The sequence below is a fragment of the Microterricola viridarii genome, assembly GCF_001542775.1.
Taxonomy (GTDB): Bacteria; Actinomycetota; Actinomycetes; order Actinomycetales; family Microbacteriaceae; genus Microterricola; species Microterricola viridarii_A.
Genome location: NZ_CP014145.1, coordinates 3,297,949 through 3,315,060, shown reverse-complemented (window position 1 = coordinate 3,315,060; position 17,112 = coordinate 3,297,949). Strand labels below are relative to the sequence as shown.

The following is a 17,112-nucleotide window of genomic DNA, read 5'->3' as shown; positions in this document are numbered from 1 at the left end:
TCAGAATGCTGTCGGTGTGGGCTTAGGCGGGTGCGGCGCTGAGGTCGGGGCTCGACGTTTTCGCTCGTTGCGAGCGGCGCTGCCCCCAGATCTTGCGCAGGCGCAGCCCGGCGAAGACGAGCGCGACAATGGTGATGATGTAGGGCATCATCAGGGCGAGGTTGGAGTTGATGCCGGCGATTCCGAGCAGGTCGGCGATCGCGTCGGCTGCACCGAAGATCAGCGCAGCCACCATGGTGCGGACGGGGCGCCCCAGGCCGAACGTGAGCGCGGCGACGGCAATGAATCCACGCCCGGCGGACATGCCGTTCGTGAAGCTGCCGAGGGTTGCCATGGCCAGCTGGGCACCGGCGGCCCCACAGAGCACTCCCGAGATCAGCACGCTCTGGAACTTCACCTTGGTGACGCCGATTCCGGCGGCGGCAGCCGCCTCCTCGTCTTCACCGACGGCACGCAGGTGCACGCCGAAGCGGGTGCGGTACATCACGAACCAGGCGATCGGCACGCTGATCAGCGCAACCCAGACGAGGGCAGTCTGCTCGTTCAGTGCGGTGCCCAGGATCGGGATGTCGGCGAGCGGGCCGATCGAGATGCGCGGCAGGCGGATGCTCGCACTCGGCGGCGTGACACCGGGGTTGCCGTAGATGATCTGCAGCAGGAACACGGTGACGCCGGCCGCGAGCAGGTTGACGCCGATACCGACGACGATGAAGTCGGCCTTGAACGTCAGCGTCGCCACGGCGAAGATCAACGCCAGCAGGAGCCCGGCGCCGACGGCGGCCAACACACCGATGAGCGGGCTGCCGGTGACGGAGCCGATGACGATGGAGCTGAACGCCCCGACGAGCATCATGCCCTCGAGACCGATGTTGAGGATGTTGCCCTGCTGGGTGAACGCTCCTCCGATCGCGGCGAGTAGGATCGGCGCGACCTTCATAAGGATCACGGCCAGCGTGGCCGCCGTGAAGATCTGTTCGAGAACGCTCATGGCTGGGTCACCTTCGACTCGGAGTGAATGGGGGCGGGGGTCTCGAACGGGTCAACGGGTGCCGGCGCCGAGAGCGATGCAGCGCTGCTCTGGGTGCCGCGCGGTGCCTTGGGGGCGCCGTGGCGGCCGGCGAACAGCCGGACGATCTTCTCGCGGGTGCGGCGGTCGATGACGATGACGGCGGTGATCATCAGGATGATCAGACCCTGCAGCACGGTGACGATCGGGAACGGCACCTCGGTGTTGATCTGCATGCCGTTCGAGCCGGACATCATGTTCGCGTAGAAGGCGGCCGCGAGGAACGAGGCCCACGGGTTCAGGCGCGCGAGCAGCGCAACCGTGATTCCGAGGAATCCGTATCCCGGCGAGAAGTCCTGCAGGAACCGGCCGCCGTTCGGCCCGAGCACGAAGATCGCGCCGGCCAGGCCGGCCACGGCACCGGAGAGGGCCATCACCTGGATGCTCATCGCACGCGTGTTGACACCGGTGTACTCGGCGAAGCGGTTCATCTCACCGAGCTGGCGAACCTTCAGGCCCCAGACCGTGCGGGTCAGGATGAGCGCCAGGATGATGGCGATCACGATCGCGAGGACGAGGTCCATCCCGATGCCGTACTTGACGTCGAACATCGGCAGGGCGGCGCCAGGGGCGATCTTCTCGGAGGCGACGAGGCCGGCGGTCGGGTCGCGGAACGGGCCGGTGACGAGGTAGGCGGTCAGCAGGGTGGCGATCGAGCTCATCATCAGGGTGGTGACGATGATGTCGGTGCGCCAGAAGGCCAGCAGCGCGCCGGGGATCATGCCCCAGATCATGCCGCCGAGTGCGCCGAACGCGATCACGACGACAGTCAGGACGGGCCCGGGCAGATCGGTGAAGGTGAACCCGGCCCACGCGGCGGCGAAGGCGCCGATGAACAGCTGCCCCTCGCCACCGATGTTGAAGAAGCCGGCCCGGAACGAGATGATCACGCCGGCGGAGAGCACGAGCAGCGGCACCAGCTGGGCGATCAGACCCGAGATGCCGTACGGGGTGCGCAGGCTGGAGAAGAACAGCTCGCTGTAGGCGCGCAGCGGGTCTTGCCCGATGGCGAGGATGAACACAGAACCGACCACGAGGGAGAGCACGACGGCCACGAGCGGCTGGATCGCTCCCTTGCCGAGCTTGCCGGCGGCCGAGCTCAGACGGGTGCGGATGTCGACGCTCGGCGCCCGTCCGTCTCCGCTGCGGTCCGGCACACGCCGGCGGGGTGCAGCCGGCTTCTCGGCGGCGCGCTCCCGGCGCGGAGCGGGTGCGGCAGTCGCCGCGGCAGCAGGAGCAGCAGCGGCAGCAGCAGCAGCGGGAGCAGCGGCGGCCCGGTCGATGACGGCGACGGCCTCGTGCGTCGACGCGTCGTCGACGGCGGAGGTCGCACCGAGGGGCGCAGCGGATGCGGCGGCCACCGGCGTGCCGGTGAGCTCTGCACGCACCAGGGCGTGCTCGGCCTCGGCGGCAGCGACGGCATCCGCGGTGGGGGCGACGCCACCCATCGCGAGGCCGACGGCGGCCTCGCTCATGTTCGCCTGGGTGAACTCGGCGATGATGGTGCCGCGGAACATGACCAGGAGGCGGTCGGAGAGCGACATGACCTCGTTGAGGTCGGCGGAGAAGAGCAGGACGGCCGCGCCCTTGTCGCGCTGGGCGACGATGGCGTTGTGCACGAATTCCATGGCGCCGACGTCGACGCCACGGGTGGGCTGAGCGACCATCAGCAGTTCGGGCTCGCTCGCGAACTCGCGGGCGATGATGACCTTCTGCATGTTGCCGCCGGACAGGGTGCCGATGGGGGTGCTCGAGACGGCTCCGCGCACATCGAACTTCTCGATCAGCCGGCGCGCGAAGGCGTTCGCAGCGGTCGAGTTGATCCAGCCGAACCGGGCGATGGGCGGCTCGAGGTGGGTCGGGATGATGTTCTCGGCGACCGAGAGGCTCGGCCCCGCGCCCTGCTCGTGGCGGTCCTCCGCGATGTAGGCGAGGCCGTCGCGGCGACGCTCGGCGACGGACGCCGTGGTGATGTCGTGCCCGGAGAGCACGATGCGGCCGGAGGCGCTGGAGGCCATGCCGGCGATCGCGGCGGCGAGCTCGGTCTGGCCGTTGCCCTCGACTCCGGCGATGCCGACGATCTCGCCGGCGCGCACGGTGAGCGAGAGCGAGTCGACGACCTGCACGCCGCGCTCGTCGACCACGGTCAGCGCGTCGACGTTGAGCACCTCGTGCGTGGGGGCCGCCTCGGTGTGCACGATGCGCAGCAGCACCTCGCGGCCGACCATCATCTGGGCGATGTCGGCCTGGGAGAGCCCGTCGGTCGGCATCGTGGCGATGGACTTGCCGTCGCGGATGACGGTGAGCTCGTCGGCGATGTCGAGCACCTCGCCGAGCTTGTGCGAGATGAAGAGAACGGCGCAGCCCTTGGCGGCGAGGCCGCGCACGACGACGAAGAGTTCGTCGATCTCGCCCGGCGTGAGCACGGCGGTGGGCTCGTCAAGGATGAGCAGGCGGGTGTCGTGGCTGAGCGCCTTGAGCAGCTCGACGCGCTGGCGAACACCGACGGAGAGCGAGGCGACCTTGGCGGACGGGTCGATGGCGAGGCCGAACTGCTCAGAGAGCGCGGCAACTTCGCGTTCCATCTTCTTCGTGTCCAGCGCCATGAGCGGGGTGCGAAGCTCGCGCCCGAGGAACACGTTGGCCGCAACGGTGAGGTTGGGGACGAGCTTGAAGTGTTGGTGAACCATGCCGATGCCGAGCGCGGACGCCTTCGTCGGGTTCGTGATGGCGACGGGGGCGCCATCGATGATGATCGTGCCGGAGTCGGGCTGAGCCGTGCCGGCGATCATGGTCATGAGGGTGGTCTTGCCCGCGCCATTCTCGCCAACGAGAGCGTGAATTCGTCCGGGTTGGACTTCCAACGAAATGCGGTCGTTCGCGACCTTCGACCCGAAGGCCTTGGTGATCTCGCGAAGTTCCAGAAGCGGCTGCGCCATCAAAATCTCATTTTCTCGCTCGCGCACCGGGGTGCGCCGAGGGGGTCGGCGAGGAAGGGGGTGTACTGCCCGCCGAGCGCCGAGGCCGGCGGGCAGTACGAGTGGGCCGGGGCGGGGCCCCGGCGCGCGATTACATCGCGGTCGGAACCGTGATCTCGCCGTCGATGACCTTCTGGGCGTAGGTCTTGACGAGGTCCTGGATGTCCTGCGGAACGATTCCACCGTTGTCGTCGAAGACGAGGCTGACGCCGTCGTTGGCGAGGCCGTACTCGGTGGTCTCGCCGTACTTCAGCGTGCCGTCCTTGGCCGCCTTGACGGCCGACTCGAGCGAGGCGCCGATGTTCTTGAGCATCGAGGCCAGGATGTGGCCCTCCTGGAGGCCATTCTGGTTCGCGTCGACGCCGATGGCGTAACGGTTCTGGTCCTTGGCTGCCGTGAAGACACCCTGGCCAGCGCCGCCGGCGACCTGGAAGACGACGTCTGCACCCTGCTTGTACATGGCGGTTGCCTGGTCGAAGCCCTTGTTGGCGTCGGCGAAGTCACCCACGTACGACACGAGGACCTCGATGGAGGGGTCGACAGCTTCGGCACCCTTCTTGAAGCCGGCAACGAAGTCGTTGATGATCGGGATGTCCATGCCGCCGACGAGGCCGAGCTTCTTGCTGCCGGTGGCGAGCGGGAACTTGTCGGGGTTGGTCGTCGCTGCGGCAGCCAGCACGCCGGCGAGGTAGGAACCCTCGTTCTGCTTGTAGAGGATCGACGCAACGTTGGGCTGGTCGACGACGTCATCGTAGGTGACGTAGTTCTGCTCCGGGTACTTGGCTGCTGCCGAGTCTAGGATGTCGTGCATCTGCGCGGTTCCGGTGATGACGACGTCCCAGTCCGAGCCAGAAACGGACTCGAGGTTCGTCTTCCACTGGGCCGGGCTGCCGACCTCGCCCTGGATGTTCTGGGTCTTGAAGCCGCCGGCCTCGAGCGAGGCCATACCGCGGGCCGCGTCGTCGAAGAAGCCCTGGTCGCCCAGGTTTCCGCTGACAATGTTCACCGCCGAGAAGGAATCAGAGCCGCCCGCCGACCCGCTGCCAGCGGTGTCATTCGAGCCGCCACAGGCGGTGAGGGCCAGGACTGCCGTGGCCATGATGGCGATGCCGCCGATAAGACGCTTGTTCATTGCTGTGCTCCCTTGCACGTTGATACGGAGTGAAACGAATGGAATTGTCGAAAATGTTCTGGGGTGGGCTTATGGCAGGCGGGGCGGCGTTGCCTCCCGGATGTTCTCCAGCAGCGCCGCCACTTCCTGGCGACGGGGCATTCCGACGGTTGCGCCGAGCGCACCGACGGAGAGGGAAGCGGCATGCACGGCCCAGTGCGCTGCCGAGGTGAGGTTTTCCCCGCGGCTCAGGGCATCAACAAGCGCTCCGATGAACGTGTCGCCTGCGCCGGTGGTGTCGACCACCTGCACCCGCGGGGTGGAAATGTGGCTGAGTGTCGTCGAGTCCCAAACGAGTGCGCCCTGGCCGCCGAGGGTGATCACAACGGCGGCGGGGAGCGACTGCGTGCGCAGCTGCTCCGCGAGCAGCTCGCGGTCCTCCGGGAACGTGCAGCCAGACACGGACTCGTACTCGGTCTCGTTGACGACGAGGATGTCGACGGCATCGAGCAGTGCGGCGGGCAGCGGCTGGGCCGGTGCCGGGTTCAGCACGAAGGTGCCCTTCGCCATGCGCGCCACCTCGGTGACGGTCTCGATCGGGATCTCCAGCTGGGCGACGACGATCGGTGCGTTCTCGATCAGCTCAGCGGCCGCGGCGATGTGCTCGGTGCCGAGCTGCGCGTTGGCGCCGCCGACCACGACGATCGAGTTCTCTGCGGCGCTGTCGACGATGATGATGGCGCGACCCGTAGAGAACGATTTCACGCTGGCGAGGTGCTGAAGGTCGATGCCCTCATTGGCCAGCGCACCGCGCACGGTCTGCGCTTCCGGGTCGTTTCCGACGAGGCCGACGAATGCGACCTGACGCCCGAGCCGTGCGGCGGCGATGGCCTGGTTGCTGCCCTTACCGCCTAGGAACTCGGCGTATCCCAATGCATGTACGGTCTCACCCGGCTGGGGGCGAGACTCGACGGTTGCGACCAAATCGATGTTCGCGCTGCCGACTACGACAATCTCTGTTTCTTGCTTCGGCGCCATTGCCAGTACCGCCTCTTCGCGTGCATTTATGAACCATCTGAGAAATCGTTGTCTCAGATCGTTCACGATAGGTGACATGCTTGGCGTCTGTCAAACGGCAACTCGGAAACGACCGTGCCGGCGCGGTCAACCGGGCGGGAGCACAGCCGGCGATGTCGTCGCGTTGCTTCCGCGATGCGGGATGATTGCTTCAACCAGACGCACAAAGGGGTACATCGTATGGGTAGAAGAGTGACGGTCAAGGACGTGGCGTCGGCCGCCAATGTGTCCCCGTCGACAGCGTCGCGGGTGCTCTCCGGCCAGGCCGACGTCGACCCGGCGATGGCACGGCGGGTTCACGAGGCCAGCACGCGTCTGCGCTACTCGGCCAATGTCATGGCCAGGGCGCTGCGCACCCGCCAGACCGACACGATCGGCGTCGTCGTTCCCGCCATCAACAACCCCTACTTCATCGGGGCCGTCGAGGCGATCGCGCAGGTGTTGACCGACACCGGGCGCTCCCTGATCCTCTGCGACTCCCACGACGACGTGGCAACGGAGGCCCGCCAGATCGAGCTGCTTCGCAACCGGATGGTCGACGGGCTCGTTGTCATTCCGGTCTCCGCCACCGAGTCGGCCGCGGCCATCAGCGCCGCCGCACTCGACCTCCCCGTCGTGCAGCTCGACCGTGTCGCGGAGGGCGGCGGCACCGATTTCGTCGGCTCCGACGAGTTCGAGGGCGTTCGCCTGGCCATCGAGCACCTGCGGGGCCGCGGGGCGCGCTCGTTTGCCTTCATCGGCGCGCAGCCGACCACGAGCACCGCCGACGCCCGGTTGCGCGCCTTCCGTGCGCTCACGAGCGACGACGAGGGCGCCCGCGAGCGCGAGCTGCTCGGCGACTTCACCACCGAGTGGGGGCGCACGGCGGCCTGGACCCTGGTCAACAGCGGGCCGCTCCCCGACGCGATCATGTGCGGTGCCGACATCATCGCCCTCGGCGTGCTCACGACGCTGCGCGCGGCCAACGTCGCGGTGCCGGGGCAGGTCAAGGTCATCAGCCACGACGACCTCTTCATCGCCACGATGGTGTCGCCGCAGCTCAGCTCGGTGCGCCAGCCGCTCGCCACGATGGCCCAGGAGGCCGTCGCACTGTTGGACGCCCGGTCCAAAGACCCGGAGCGCCCCGTTCGCAAGAGTGTCTTCGCCCCCACCGTGGAGCTCAGGGAGTCCAGCCTGCTGCCGTTGGCGGCCACCGAGGCGGCCGCCAACGCGGCTACTGAACGGGCGTGAAGTTCAGCGCGAAGTCGGCGAGCAGGCGCGCGCCGTAACCGGTCGCGCCGGCCGAGCGCCACGCATCGTCGGAGTCTGACTGCATCGTTCCGGCGATGTCCAGGTGCGCCCAGGGCAGGCCGTCGACGAACTCGTTGAGGAACAGCGCGGCGGTCGTCGCCCCGGCGAAGCGCCCACCGATGTTGCCGAGATCGGCGATGTCGGAGTCGAGCTGCTTGCGGTACTTCTTCTCCAGCGGCAGCTGCCACGCCGGCTCGTCGACGGTGGCCGCCGCATCGAGCAGCTGGTCGACGATGTCCTGGTTGTTGCCGATCACGCCGGCCGTGGCCTGGCCGAGCGCCATCAGCACGGCGCCGGTGAGGGTGGCGATGTCGACGATCGCGTCGGGCTTCTCCTCTGCGGCGAGCGCGAGGGCGTCCATCATGACCAGGCGGCCCTCTGCATCCGTGTTCTTCACCTCGACGGTGGTGCCGTTGCGGGCCACCAGCACGTCGCCGAGCTTCGTCGCGGTGCCGGACGGCATGTTGTCGGTGCACATCAGGAAGCCGGTGACCTCGGTCTCAACGCCCAGGTCGCGCAGCGCCGTGAACGCGCCGAGCACGGCCGCGGCCCCGCCCATGTCCATCTTCATCAGCAGGTGCATGGGGTCGGAGGGCTTGAGGCTGATGCCGCCGGAGTCGTACATGATGCCCTTGCCGACGAGGGCGAGGTGGCCGCGCTCTGCCGGTGCGCCAGCCGCCGGCGTGTAGCGCAGCTTGACCATGCGCGGCTCTTCGTGGCTGCCGGCGTTGACGCCGAGCAGGCCGCCGCAGCCGAGCTCGATCAGGGCCTGCTTGTCGAACACCTCCGCGCTGAAGCCGTGCTGGGCGGCCAGCTCGACAGCGAGGTCGGCGATGTCGGTCGCCGTCAGGTGCCCGGGAGGGTTGTTGCAGAGGTCCCGGGTGATGTTGGCGGCGCGGGCGCCGATCACGGCGTGCCGCACGGCCTCCGCTGCCCCGTCGATGTCGGCGGCGCCGCGCAGCTCGAGGCTCTCCAGCGCAGTGCCCTTCGGCTTCGCCTTGAGCGGGTTGAAGCGGTAGCGGGCCAGCAGCACGCCCTCGACGATGGCGTCGAGGCCTGCCGCGTCGAGCACTGCATCGGCACCGAGGCTGGCGATCGAGCCGAGGTCCAGCCCGATCCGGGCGTGGCCGGCTGCGGCGCGGGCGAAGGCGGCACCGGCGTCGCGCAGGGCGTTCGCCGCGGCATCTGCTGCATCGGCGTCAATCGCGCCCTCCTCCAGCGCGGGCAGCTCGAGGCTGCCGAGACCCACCGCGATCGCCAGGGCGCCGGATGCCGCGAGCACCGTCTGCGTCTGGCCGGCCTTGCCCTCGAAACCGAGCTTCGCCAGCTGCTCCCGGTTGAGGCCCAGTTCTGCGGAGACGTCGCCGTCGGCGGCGACGAAGTACCCGGTGGCATCGAGGTCGGCCGAGAACTCGTCGACGAAGACCACGGTGGCCGGAGTGTCCTGGGAGGGCAGCCGGGCGAAGTCGCCCGGGATCAGGGTGTGGTCGAGTTCAGACATGGGTGTCTCCTTGTTTCAGTGCGGTTCGTGCAGTGCGTGCGGTACTAGTCTGACGCTCCCACGAGGCCGGCGGCTCAACGAGCCTCGGCGGCCGCGATCTCGGCGTCGTCGCGCTCCTCGTCGCCAGGCTCCGGGTTGCTCTCCAGGTGCTCCGGCAGGTCGCCCGGCAGTCGGTTCGGCATGCGGCCGGCCGGCACGATCGCGAGCAGTGCGATCGCCGCGAGACCGAGCAGCGAGATCTGCAGCGCGCGGAGGCGTGCCGCCTCGTTGATCTCGAGTGCGGCAGCGGCCTCCGCCTCGTTGGCGGTGGTCGTGGCCAAAACGTCGGCCAGCTGGTCGTTCGTCAGGAAGTTGGCGTTGTTGATGTCGACCTGCTCGATCAGCGACGCGGGGATCTCCGGGTGCTCGTCGGCCGCCGTGTGGATGAGCCCGGCCAGCACGCTCACCGCGAAGACGCTGGCGACGGCGATACCCACCGAGCCCGACATGTTGTGCACCAGCCCGCGCCACGCGCCGACATCGCCGGCGAGGCGCTTGGGGGCGGCCGAGAGCAGCGTGTTGAAGACCAGGGCGACGATCGATCCCTGGCCGAGGCCGAGCGTGATCAGGCCGGCCACGACGAAGCCCTGGCCCCAGCCGTACTGGATGGTGAAGGCGAGCAATATCAGGCCGAAGGCGACGACGACGAAGCCGGCACGGGCGATCTGACGCGGCGGGAAGCGCTTGTACAGGTTGGCGACGAAGGTGCTCGCCAGGAAGATCGACAGCGTGTAGGGGATGATCGCGAGCGAGGTCTCGAAGCTCGTGCGGCCCTGTACGACCTGCAGGTACAGCGGGATCAGGAAGTTGGCGGCGGTGCCAACGAAGAGCATCATCGCCATGCAGGCGGTGACCGCCTTCTCCTTGCTGCTCTTCAGCACGGCGAGGTCGAAGATGCGCGGCTTGCCGGCCTTCTGCTGCTTGCGGATCCAGGAGAAGAACAGCTGACCGACGATGGTGCCTGCCACGATCAGCACCGGGGCGGGTGAGAGCCCGAGAACGGTGAACGGGGCGTCATCCGAGGCCAGCACGAGGCCCCACGAGGAGAGGCCGCTGAAGCCGAAGCTCAACAGGATGACAGAGACGGCGGCGTAGAGCGCGCCCACCCAGTCGATGAGCAGGTCTTTCTGCGGCTCGATCTTCTTGAGCCGGAAGCTCAGTGCCAGGTTGACGACGGCGAGGCCCACAATAAGGGCGAACGACCAGCGCCAACCGATCGTCGAGGCAAAAGCGCCGGCGATCAGCAACGCGAGCACGCCGGCCGCCGGGATGGCCGCTGCGAGGAAGCCGATCGAGCGGGCCTGCTGCTCGCCCTTGAAGTTGCTGGCGATGAACACGGTGAGCGCGGGCGCGATCAGGGCGATGACAGCACCGGATGCCGCCTGCGCCACGAACAGCATGGCCGCGGTCTGGCTGAGCGCCACCACCGCCATGGCGACGCCGTGGATGACGACCGCGATCTGGAACACGAGGCGGGTGCCGAACCGGGCGCCGACCTTAGCGCCGAGCAGGATGAACGCCGCCATGGCGAAGGTGCCCGCCGTGATCGCGGTTCCGACCGAGGTGGCCGGGGTGTTCAGCTCGCTGGTGATGCCCGCCATCGAGACGGTGAGCGCGTTCACCGCGAAGGACGCCTGGATCTGGGTGAGCACCACGACGATCAACGGCAGCCAGGAGGCCTTCACCGCCACGTCGAGAACCGCACTGGACTTCGTGGACATTCATTCCCCAAATCATCGCCGTTGCGCGGGAACACAGCATTCCGCAATTCACTCGCGATGCTAGCGCACGCCGTGACCGCGCCCGCGGATTTGGACCGGCCAGAATCAGGCGAGCCAGAGGGCTCCGACGGCGAGGGCGAAAACGGCCAGTACAGCGTTGACCGGCAGCGATGACTTCTCGTTGCGGCGCAGGTGCACGCGGGCGGCGAGAATCTGCACGACGAGCAGCGCGAATGCGGCCGTCGGGGTCAGCCACGGCAGAATTCCGGTGGCGGCGGGAAGGATGAGCCCGATCGCTCCCAGCAGCTGCAGTGCGCCGATGGTCTTGACCTGAGCGTCGCTGTAGTCCTCGACCCAGTGCATCTGAGGTGCGAGCTTCTCGCGCGGCATGGTGAGCTTGAGGGAGCCGGCGAGCAGGTAGATGGCGGCGAGAAGACCGGTGGCGATCCAGAGGGCGATGGTCAAGAGTGACTCCAAGATGTGGTGAGGTGGTATTCGTTAGTTACAGTTGGTAACTGACGCACTGACGGTCACTATTTATACCGGCTCGGATGCCTGCACTTCTCCGTGCGTCACGCACACAGAGGTAAGAAACGGGGCCACATGACAGAACCAGCCACCGCCGAACGCGGGGCGATCTCAGCCGCGGCCTCCGCGATGCTCGAAGACCGCGGTCCCTGCAGCGCGGGCCATGACGGCAGCAGCACCATCAAAGACGTGCTCTCGCGCATCGGCGACAAGTGGAGTCTGCTCATCATCGGCATGCTCGACGCCGGCCCCCAGCGCTTCACCGCATTGCAGCGCAACGTCACCGGCATCTCGCACCGCATGCTCACGCACACCCTGCGCAGCCTGCAGCGCGACGGCCTCGTGTCGCGCACCAGCTATCCCGAGATTCCGCCGCGCGTCGAGTACGCCGTGACGCCGCTCGGGCGCACCCTCATTGCGCCCGTGCTCGGGCTCGTGCACTGGGCGGATGCCAACCACGACGAGATTCAGCGCAGCCGCGAAGCCTTCGACGACGCGCGCTGAGGCGTCATCCGCGGCTCCGGGCTCGCCCGAATTATTGCTTGCCCCAAGCGCGCACGGTGGGGGTAGCCTGAAGCAAAGAAGGACCCGACGGGGTGCTGCTCCCCCGGGCCTGACAGCGCAGCACGCGGAGGTTGACATGTCGCCCAGGCCCACCGGAAGATTCGCCCATCGAGGCGACGGCCTCTACCTGTTGCTCGACAGGCTGTTCACCGCTCCGATCGCGGACGTCTGGTTCAGCCTGACGAACCCGCACGAGATGGAGAAATGGATCGGCACCTACACCGGGCAGCCGTCCACCGGCGGGGTCAAGTTCCGCATGACGAGCGAGCCAGAGGCCGAGTGGGAGTACGTCAGCATCCTGGAATGTGAGGCACCGCACCGCTTCCTGGCCGAGTCACGGGAGGGCCCAGACCAGATGCGTGTGTTCTGCCACCTCTCCGAGGCCGGCGGCATGACCTCGCTGACCTTGGGCCAGCGGCTTCACAATCCCTCGGAGGCCACAACGCTCGGCCCGGGCTGGGACTACTACCTGGACCGGCTGATCGCCGCCCGCGCCGGTAAGGCCCTGCCGGAGTGGGAGCACTACTACCCCGCGCACGCCGGCTACTACCGCGAACTCGTGGTACCAGCCAAGAGCGCGTAGGCGCGCCAGCACGGCATCCGCTCCCCCGGCAGGACATACTGTTGGCAACGAGTCGGCGGCCACGAGGCTGCCACAACGAGGGGGCCACCCATGCCACGCGGAACGATCGTGCACCGCGCACGCGCCGAGCAGCACAACCCGAAGCCGAGTATGTTCCACGAGCACCCGCTGCGCTGGGGCTTCACGGTGACGATCGGCGTGCTCATCGCCCTGGTGCTCGCGCTCACGCTGTTCAACCTCAGCTCCGTGCTCATCTCGGTGTTCGCCGCGCTGTTCATCAGCCTGGGGCTCGACCCGCTGCTGCGCTGGTTCCAGAAGCTCGGGCTGCCCCGGGGCTGGGCGATCGTCACCGTGATCGCGCTCATCGTCGGGCTGATCGCCACGATCCTGCTCATCGTGATCCCGTTCCTGGTCGGTCAGATCCAGGAATTCGTGCGCACGGTGCCCGCACAGTTCGCTGCGCTGGAGTCGAGCGGCTGGTTCGCCCAGCTCGACGAGCGCACCGGCGGCGTCATCGGCAACATCACCGACTGGGCCCAGAAGACGATCTCCGACCCGAAGTTCTGGGCGACGATCGGCGGCGGGGCAGTGCAGGTGGGCGTCGCCGTGACGGATGCCGTGAGCAGCGCCTTCTTCGTCGCGGTGCTCACCATCTGGTTCGTGGCGGGCCTCGACACCATGAAGACCGCCGCCTACTCGCTCGTCGCGGCATCCCACCGTGAGGTGTTCAGCGGGTACTCGAATAGGATCTTGGACTCCGTCGGACGCTACCTGAGCGGCATGGTCGTGCTGGCGTTCATCAACTCGGTGTTCAGCGTGATCGTGCTCAGCCTGGTCGGCGTGAGCTTCGCGTTCATCGTCGGCGTCATCGTGTTCTTCATCACGCTGATCCCGCTCATCGGTACGGTCATCACGACGGCGTTCATGACGGTTATCGCGCTCTTCGTCTCGCCGACGGCGGCACTGATCACCCTGATCTCGATGCTGATCTACATGCAGGTGGAGGCGTACATCCTCACCCCGCGCGTGATGAGCAAGGCGGTGCAGGTGCCCGGTTCGATCGTGCTGATTTCGGCCCTCGCCGGCGGCACGCTGGCAGGCCTCGGCGGCGCCCTCGTCGCGATCCCGATCTCAGCCGGAATCATCCTGCTGATCCGCGAGGTGCTGATCCCGGCGAAGGCCCGCAGCTAGCGCCCGCCGCCTCCCAACCCGCTGGTCGAGTAGCGAGGAACGAGCGTATCGAGACCCCGCACGAGAGACGGCCTCCCGCCGGAAACCGGGTCTGATCCGGCCCTAGCGGGCCTACTCGACCAACGGGAGGGAGAGCAGGTTTCGACAGGCTCAACCAGCGGGAGCCGGGGATCAGGCGGCAGGCGCCTTCTGCCCACGCGAGGCCGGCGCCAGCCGAGCCCGATCCCAGGCGTGGAAGCAGCGGCCTTCGGCAGCTCAGCGTCGTTCGTTTGAGTCTGGTTCATTGTGCTGGCTGGCAGCAACAGTTGGCTGGTCAGGCGTTTGTATGCCCCGTGCTGATCTCGAATGGCGCAGCCGGCAGCGGCGTCATTTTCTGACGAAACTGCGTGGAATTGCGCCGTCGTCACCCTGTGGCAAAATCCGAACGCCCAAACCGTTCGCGCTATACTATAGTGATCTGAGACCTGCCGCCCGAACCGAGGCGTTCGCAGAAATTGAGGACTATCCCCCGGGAAAGTTGAGCAAGGGAGCTCCATGATCACACAAGACGTCACGGCACCCACGTCAGCACAGCTGACAGGCAACGCCACCAAAACCGAGCGTAAGAACCTTCGCGCGCTCAGCTGGGGCCACGCCCTCGAATGGTACGACTGGGCGATCTTCGGTCTGCTCTCTTCCTACCTTGGGGCCCACTTCTTCCCCGCAGACAACGAATTCGCATCGACACTGAATGCGCTCGCCGTCTTCGCCGTTGGATTCATTGCTCGCCCCATTGGCGGCATCGTCTTCGGATCTATCGCCGACCGTCTCGGCCGCCGCAAGATCATGATCTTCGCCATCGCAGCCGTTTCCTTCGGCAGCTTCGTCATCGGCGTCATGCCGGGATACGAGACCATCGGCGTTGCCGCTCCGATCATCGTCGTCGCCATGCGTCTGCTGCAGGGTCTGTCTGCCGGCGTCGAGGCACCGCTCGGCACCGCCTACGCACTCGAACTGGTTCCGAACCGCCCCGGTTATGTCTCCGGTTTCTTCGGATTCTTCAACAACCTCGGAAACCTGCTCGCACCACTGTCGATCTTCTTCCTCACACAGCTGCTCACGGGTGACAACCTCGCAGAGTGGGGCTGGCGCATTCCGTTCATCATCGGCGGTCTGTTCGGTCTCATCGTGCTGTGGCTGCGCAGCACGCTGCCTGAGACGCTCGACGTCGACGGCGCGCGCGAAGCAAAGTCTGAGAAGAAGCAGCTCCCCTCGGTATGGGTCGACGTACGCAAGTACTGGCTGAGCGTTCTGGCCACCGTCTTCATCGTCGGCGCCATCCAGGCCTACAACTACACGTGGATCGCTGGCCTGCCCAACCTCGCGCGCGCTGCTTTCCAGGAAGACCCGGCCGCTGTTTTCGCCATCACCACGGGCTTCGGAATCTTCATGACTCTTGGCGCGCTGTTCCTCAGCAAGGTTCTTGACCGCTTCGCGATGTCGAAGGTCTTCGTCGTTGCTCGCGTCCTGGCAATTCCGACGATCTTCCTGTCATTGCTGTACTCACAGCCCGGCATCGGAACCTTCGCAGGGGTCATGTTCGGTGGCGCGATCGTGTTGCTTCTCAACATGACGATCTTCGTCACGGTCTCCAACTCGTTGCTGCCCCAGCACATCCGCGGCACGGGCCTCGGCCTCGGCTACGGCTTCGGTGTTGCGCTCTTCGGCGGCACCGCTTCGTTCCTGCTGCTGTGGCTGCAGGGCGAGGGCATGTTCTGGATGTTCCCGATTTACATCGCCGCCCTGTGCGCAATCAGCGTGGTTCTGTACCTCGTGGCCAAGAAGCGCAACGGCATCTTCGTCGGTAAGTAGTCCGACTCGCTGCGCGATACCGGCAGCGTCGGAAACGCTGCCGGTATCGCGGAGGGTCCCACCGACACAGGCACCACAGAAAGAACGGAACCATGGAACGCTTCATCATTGACACTGACCCCGGCATCGACGACGCCGGCGCACTGTTCTGGGCACTCGCAACGGACAAGTTCCACGTCGAGGCGCTCACCACCGTCTTCGGGAACGTGAACGTGCAGAAGGCAACCGCCAACGCACGGAAGATCACACACCTGTCGGGTCGCCCCGACCTGCCGATCTGGGTTGGCGCTCCCCGCCCACTGGTCGGTGAGCCGAACTTCGCCGAGCACATTCACCGCCCCAGCGGCGTTGGGTACTGGGAATACCCCGATCCGGCTCCCGGCACCGACGGCCCCACCGAGGCCGTGCAGAAGATGATCGACCTCGTCATGTCAAACCCGGGCGAGATCAGCATCATGGCGCTCGCACCGCTCACGAACGTCGCTCTCGCGATCTCGTTGGAGCCGAAGTTTGCTGAGAACGTCCGTCGCATCATCTACATGGGTGGAGCAGCTCTCACGTGGGGCAACGCCTCTCCTGTTGCCAGCGCGAACATTTTCAACGATCCTGAAGCCGCCGAAATCGTCGTGCAATCTGGCGCCAAGCTCACGCAGGTTGGTCTTGACGTGTGCCGCAAGTTCTCGGTCACCCCTGACCGGGTCGAGAAGCTGTGGGCATCAGGTTCACCCATGGGCCGCGCCCTCTGCGAAATGATCGGCTACCCCGACCGCCACCAGGACACCACTGAGATGCCCGAGTGGAAGGCAGAAGGCATGCACCTGAACGATGTTCCCTGCGTCGCCTACGCCATCAACCCGGACTGGTTCCAGGTGCGTCACCTGCGCGTCGATGTTGAACTGGACGGCAAGCACACCCGCGGACAGACAGTCGTGCAGATGGTTGACCGTTGGGGCGGTGTCCCCAACGTTGATGTGTTGCTGGACATTAACGCGGCAGCCGTGGCAGACGCGCTCGTCGAGTCCGTCACCGCCTTCGGCACCAGGAACTAGTGCGACGGACTGCTGCACGCTCTGAGCGTGGCCAGCAGTGAAAGCCTTCGGCCGTGGGTCTTTGACACGGTCGAAGGCTTTGTCTTTGTCCCCTGTATTCGGAAAGGTACGACTATGACTCAAGAACTCCTCCCCACAGACACGGAACTCATCGAGGCCGCCTCAGCCCTCCTGTCACGCGTGCACGATCCTGGCGCCGTTCGGGTTGCCGCCGCGGCACGCGGCATCTCGGGAGCCGTGTATCTCGGCGTGAGTCTCGCCACCCCGCGCGTCAAAGTGTGTGCTGAAAGCAGTGCGGTCGCCAACGCGAAGATCGGCGGCGACGAAGCCATCACCACGATCGTTTCGGTCGGCCTCGGGGTTGACGATGTGCCGCACGTCATCAACCCGTGCGGGGTGTGCCGTGAGCTGATCCCGAAGTTTGGTCAGGATCTGCGTGTCCTCGTCGACACGGGGGACGGTGTCGTCGCCGCAGCGGCCCCCGTCGAACTCCTGCCTATGCCGTGGATCCGCGCTCGCTCCTACGACGATTGAAGAAGCAATGAGACGGGGCGGCGCTCGAG

General features: G+C 66.7%; 14 protein-coding genes. 7 read left to right on the top strand and 7 right to left on the bottom strand.

The annotated features are described in order from the left end of the window. Positions 1–22: 22 nt before the first annotated feature. The 4 genes from AWU67_RS15205 to rbsK all read right to left on the bottom strand — a co-directional run bounded on the left by AWU67_RS15205 (position 23) and on the right by rbsK (position 6,193). Positions 23–988, bottom strand: coding sequence for an ABC transporter permease (locus tag AWU67_RS15205; RefSeq protein ID WP_067230962.1), 966 nt, complete (start codon positions 986–988; stop codon positions 23–25). Next, a complete protein-coding gene (locus AWU67_RS17065; protein ID WP_082717059.1) occupies positions 985–4,005 on the bottom strand; it encodes an ATP-binding cassette domain-containing protein in 3,021 nt (1,006 codons plus the stop codon). The genes AWU67_RS15205 and AWU67_RS17065 overlap by 4 nt, the downstream gene beginning before the upstream one ends. 130 nt (positions 4,006–4,135) lie before the next feature. After that, a complete protein-coding gene (locus AWU67_RS15195; protein WP_067230958.1) occupies positions 4,136–5,176 on the bottom strand; it encodes a BMP family lipoprotein in 1,041 nt (346 codons plus the stop codon). Positions 5,177–5,245: 69 nt separating this feature from the next. Beyond that, on the bottom strand, positions 5,246–6,193 hold the full coding sequence (gene rbsK / locus AWU67_RS15190) for a ribokinase (protein ID WP_067230954.1): 948 nt from the start codon (positions 6,191–6,193) through the stop codon (positions 5,246–5,248). 219 nt (positions 6,194–6,412) lie between these two features. Between rbsK and AWU67_RS15185 the strand changes: the two genes are divergently transcribed. Then, positions 6,413–7,462 carry a LacI family DNA-binding transcriptional regulator gene (locus AWU67_RS15185; protein WP_160329773.1) on the top strand — a complete coding sequence of 350 codons (1,050 nt, stop codon included), beginning with the start codon at positions 6,413–6,415 and terminating at the stop codon, positions 7,460–7,462. Here the strand turns inward: AWU67_RS15185 and AWU67_RS15180 are convergent. The 3 genes from AWU67_RS15180 to AWU67_RS15170 all read right to left on the bottom strand — a co-directional run bounded on the left by AWU67_RS15180 (position 7,446) and on the right by AWU67_RS15170 (position 11,248). After that, positions 7,446–9,023: a leucyl aminopeptidase gene (locus AWU67_RS15180; RefSeq protein ID WP_067230947.1), complete on the bottom strand. Its 1,578-nt coding sequence runs from the start codon at positions 9,021–9,023 to the stop codon at positions 7,446–7,448. The two genes, AWU67_RS15185 and AWU67_RS15180, sit on opposite strands and share 17 nt — an antisense overlap. A 74-nt stretch (positions 9,024–9,097) precedes the next feature. After that, a complete protein-coding gene (locus AWU67_RS15175; RefSeq protein WP_082717056.1) occupies positions 9,098–10,783 on the bottom strand; it encodes an MFS transporter in 1,686 nt (561 codons plus the stop codon). Positions 10,784–10,888: 105 nt separating this feature from the next. Beyond that, a complete protein-coding gene (locus tag AWU67_RS15170; RefSeq protein ID WP_067230943.1) occupies positions 10,889–11,248 on the bottom strand; it encodes a DoxX family protein in 360 nt (119 codons plus the stop codon). 138 nt (positions 11,249–11,386) lie between these two features. On the opposite strand from AWU67_RS15170, the gene AWU67_RS15165 reads away from it, so the two are divergent. The 6 genes from AWU67_RS15165 (at position 11,387) to AWU67_RS15140 (ending at position 17,083) form a co-directional block, all read left to right on the top strand. Continuing rightward, a complete protein-coding gene (locus tag AWU67_RS15165; RefSeq protein WP_234407281.1) occupies positions 11,387–11,815 on the top strand; it encodes a winged helix-turn-helix transcriptional regulator in 429 nt (142 codons plus the stop codon). Between the two features lie 136 nt (positions 11,816–11,951). Then, positions 11,952–12,458 (top strand): SRPBCC domain-containing protein, encoded by a 507-nt coding sequence (locus AWU67_RS17060; protein WP_160329772.1) that lies wholly within the window; start codon positions 11,952–11,954, stop codon positions 12,456–12,458. Positions 12,459–12,548: 90 nt separating this feature from the next. Next, positions 12,549–13,649, top strand: coding sequence for an AI-2E family transporter (locus AWU67_RS15155; RefSeq protein ID WP_067230938.1), 1,101 nt, complete (start codon positions 12,549–12,551; stop codon positions 13,647–13,649). A gap of 534 nt (positions 13,650–14,183) precedes the next feature. Beyond that, entirely contained in the window at positions 14,184–15,500 is a 1,317-nt protein-coding gene (locus AWU67_RS15150; protein ID WP_067230935.1) for an MFS transporter, read from the top strand. A 92-nt stretch (positions 15,501–15,592) separates the two neighbouring features. Beyond that, entirely contained in the window at positions 15,593–16,549 is a 957-nt protein-coding gene (locus AWU67_RS15145; RefSeq protein ID WP_067230931.1) for a nucleoside hydrolase, read from the top strand. A gap of 27 nt (positions 16,550–16,576) precedes the next feature. Beyond that, positions 16,577–17,083: a hypothetical protein gene (locus AWU67_RS15140; protein ID WP_151200851.1), complete on the top strand. Its 507-nt coding sequence runs from the start codon at positions 16,577–16,579 to the stop codon at positions 17,081–17,083. Positions 17,084–17,112: the final 29 nt, after the last annotated feature.

Bases quoted from the DNA above. Each gene is read 5' to 3' on its own strand.
- AWU67_RS15205 (WP_067230962.1), bottom strand. From the start codon at position 988: ATGAGCGTTCTCGAACAGATCTTCACGGCGGCCACGCTGGCCGTGATC.
- AWU67_RS17065 (WP_082717059.1), bottom strand. From the start codon at position 4,005: ATGGCGCAGCCGCTTCTGGAACTTCGCGAGATCACCAAGGCCTTCGGG.
- AWU67_RS15195 (WP_067230958.1), bottom strand. From the start codon at position 5,176: ATGAACAAGCGTCTTATCGGCGGCATCGCCATCATGGCCACGGCAGTC.
- rbsK (WP_067230954.1), bottom strand. From the start codon at position 6,193: ATGGCGCCGAAGCAAGAAACAGAGATTGTCGTAGTCGGCAGCGCGAAC.
- AWU67_RS15185 (WP_160329773.1), top strand. From the start codon at position 6,413: ATGGGTAGAAGAGTGACGGTCAAGGACGTGGCGTCGGCCGCCAATGTG.
- AWU67_RS15180 (WP_067230947.1), bottom strand. From the start codon at position 9,023: ATGTCTGAACTCGACCACACCCTGATCCCGGGCGACTTCGCCCGGCTG.
- AWU67_RS15175 (WP_082717056.1), bottom strand. From the start codon at position 10,783: ATGTCCACGAAGTCCAGTGCGGTTCTCGACGTGGCGGTGAAGGCCTCC.
- AWU67_RS15165 (WP_234407281.1), top strand. From the start codon at position 11,387: ATGACAGAACCAGCCACCGCCGAACGCGGGGCGATCTCAGCCGCGGCC.
- AWU67_RS17060 (WP_160329772.1), top strand. From the start codon at position 11,952: ATGTCGCCCAGGCCCACCGGAAGATTCGCCCATCGAGGCGACGGCCTC.
- AWU67_RS15155 (WP_067230938.1), top strand. From the start codon at position 12,549: ATGCCACGCGGAACGATCGTGCACCGCGCACGCGCCGAGCAGCACAAC.
- AWU67_RS15150 (WP_067230935.1), top strand. From the start codon at position 14,184: ATGATCACACAAGACGTCACGGCACCCACGTCAGCACAGCTGACAGGC.
- AWU67_RS15145 (WP_067230931.1), top strand. From the start codon at position 15,593: ATGGAACGCTTCATCATTGACACTGACCCCGGCATCGACGACGCCGGC.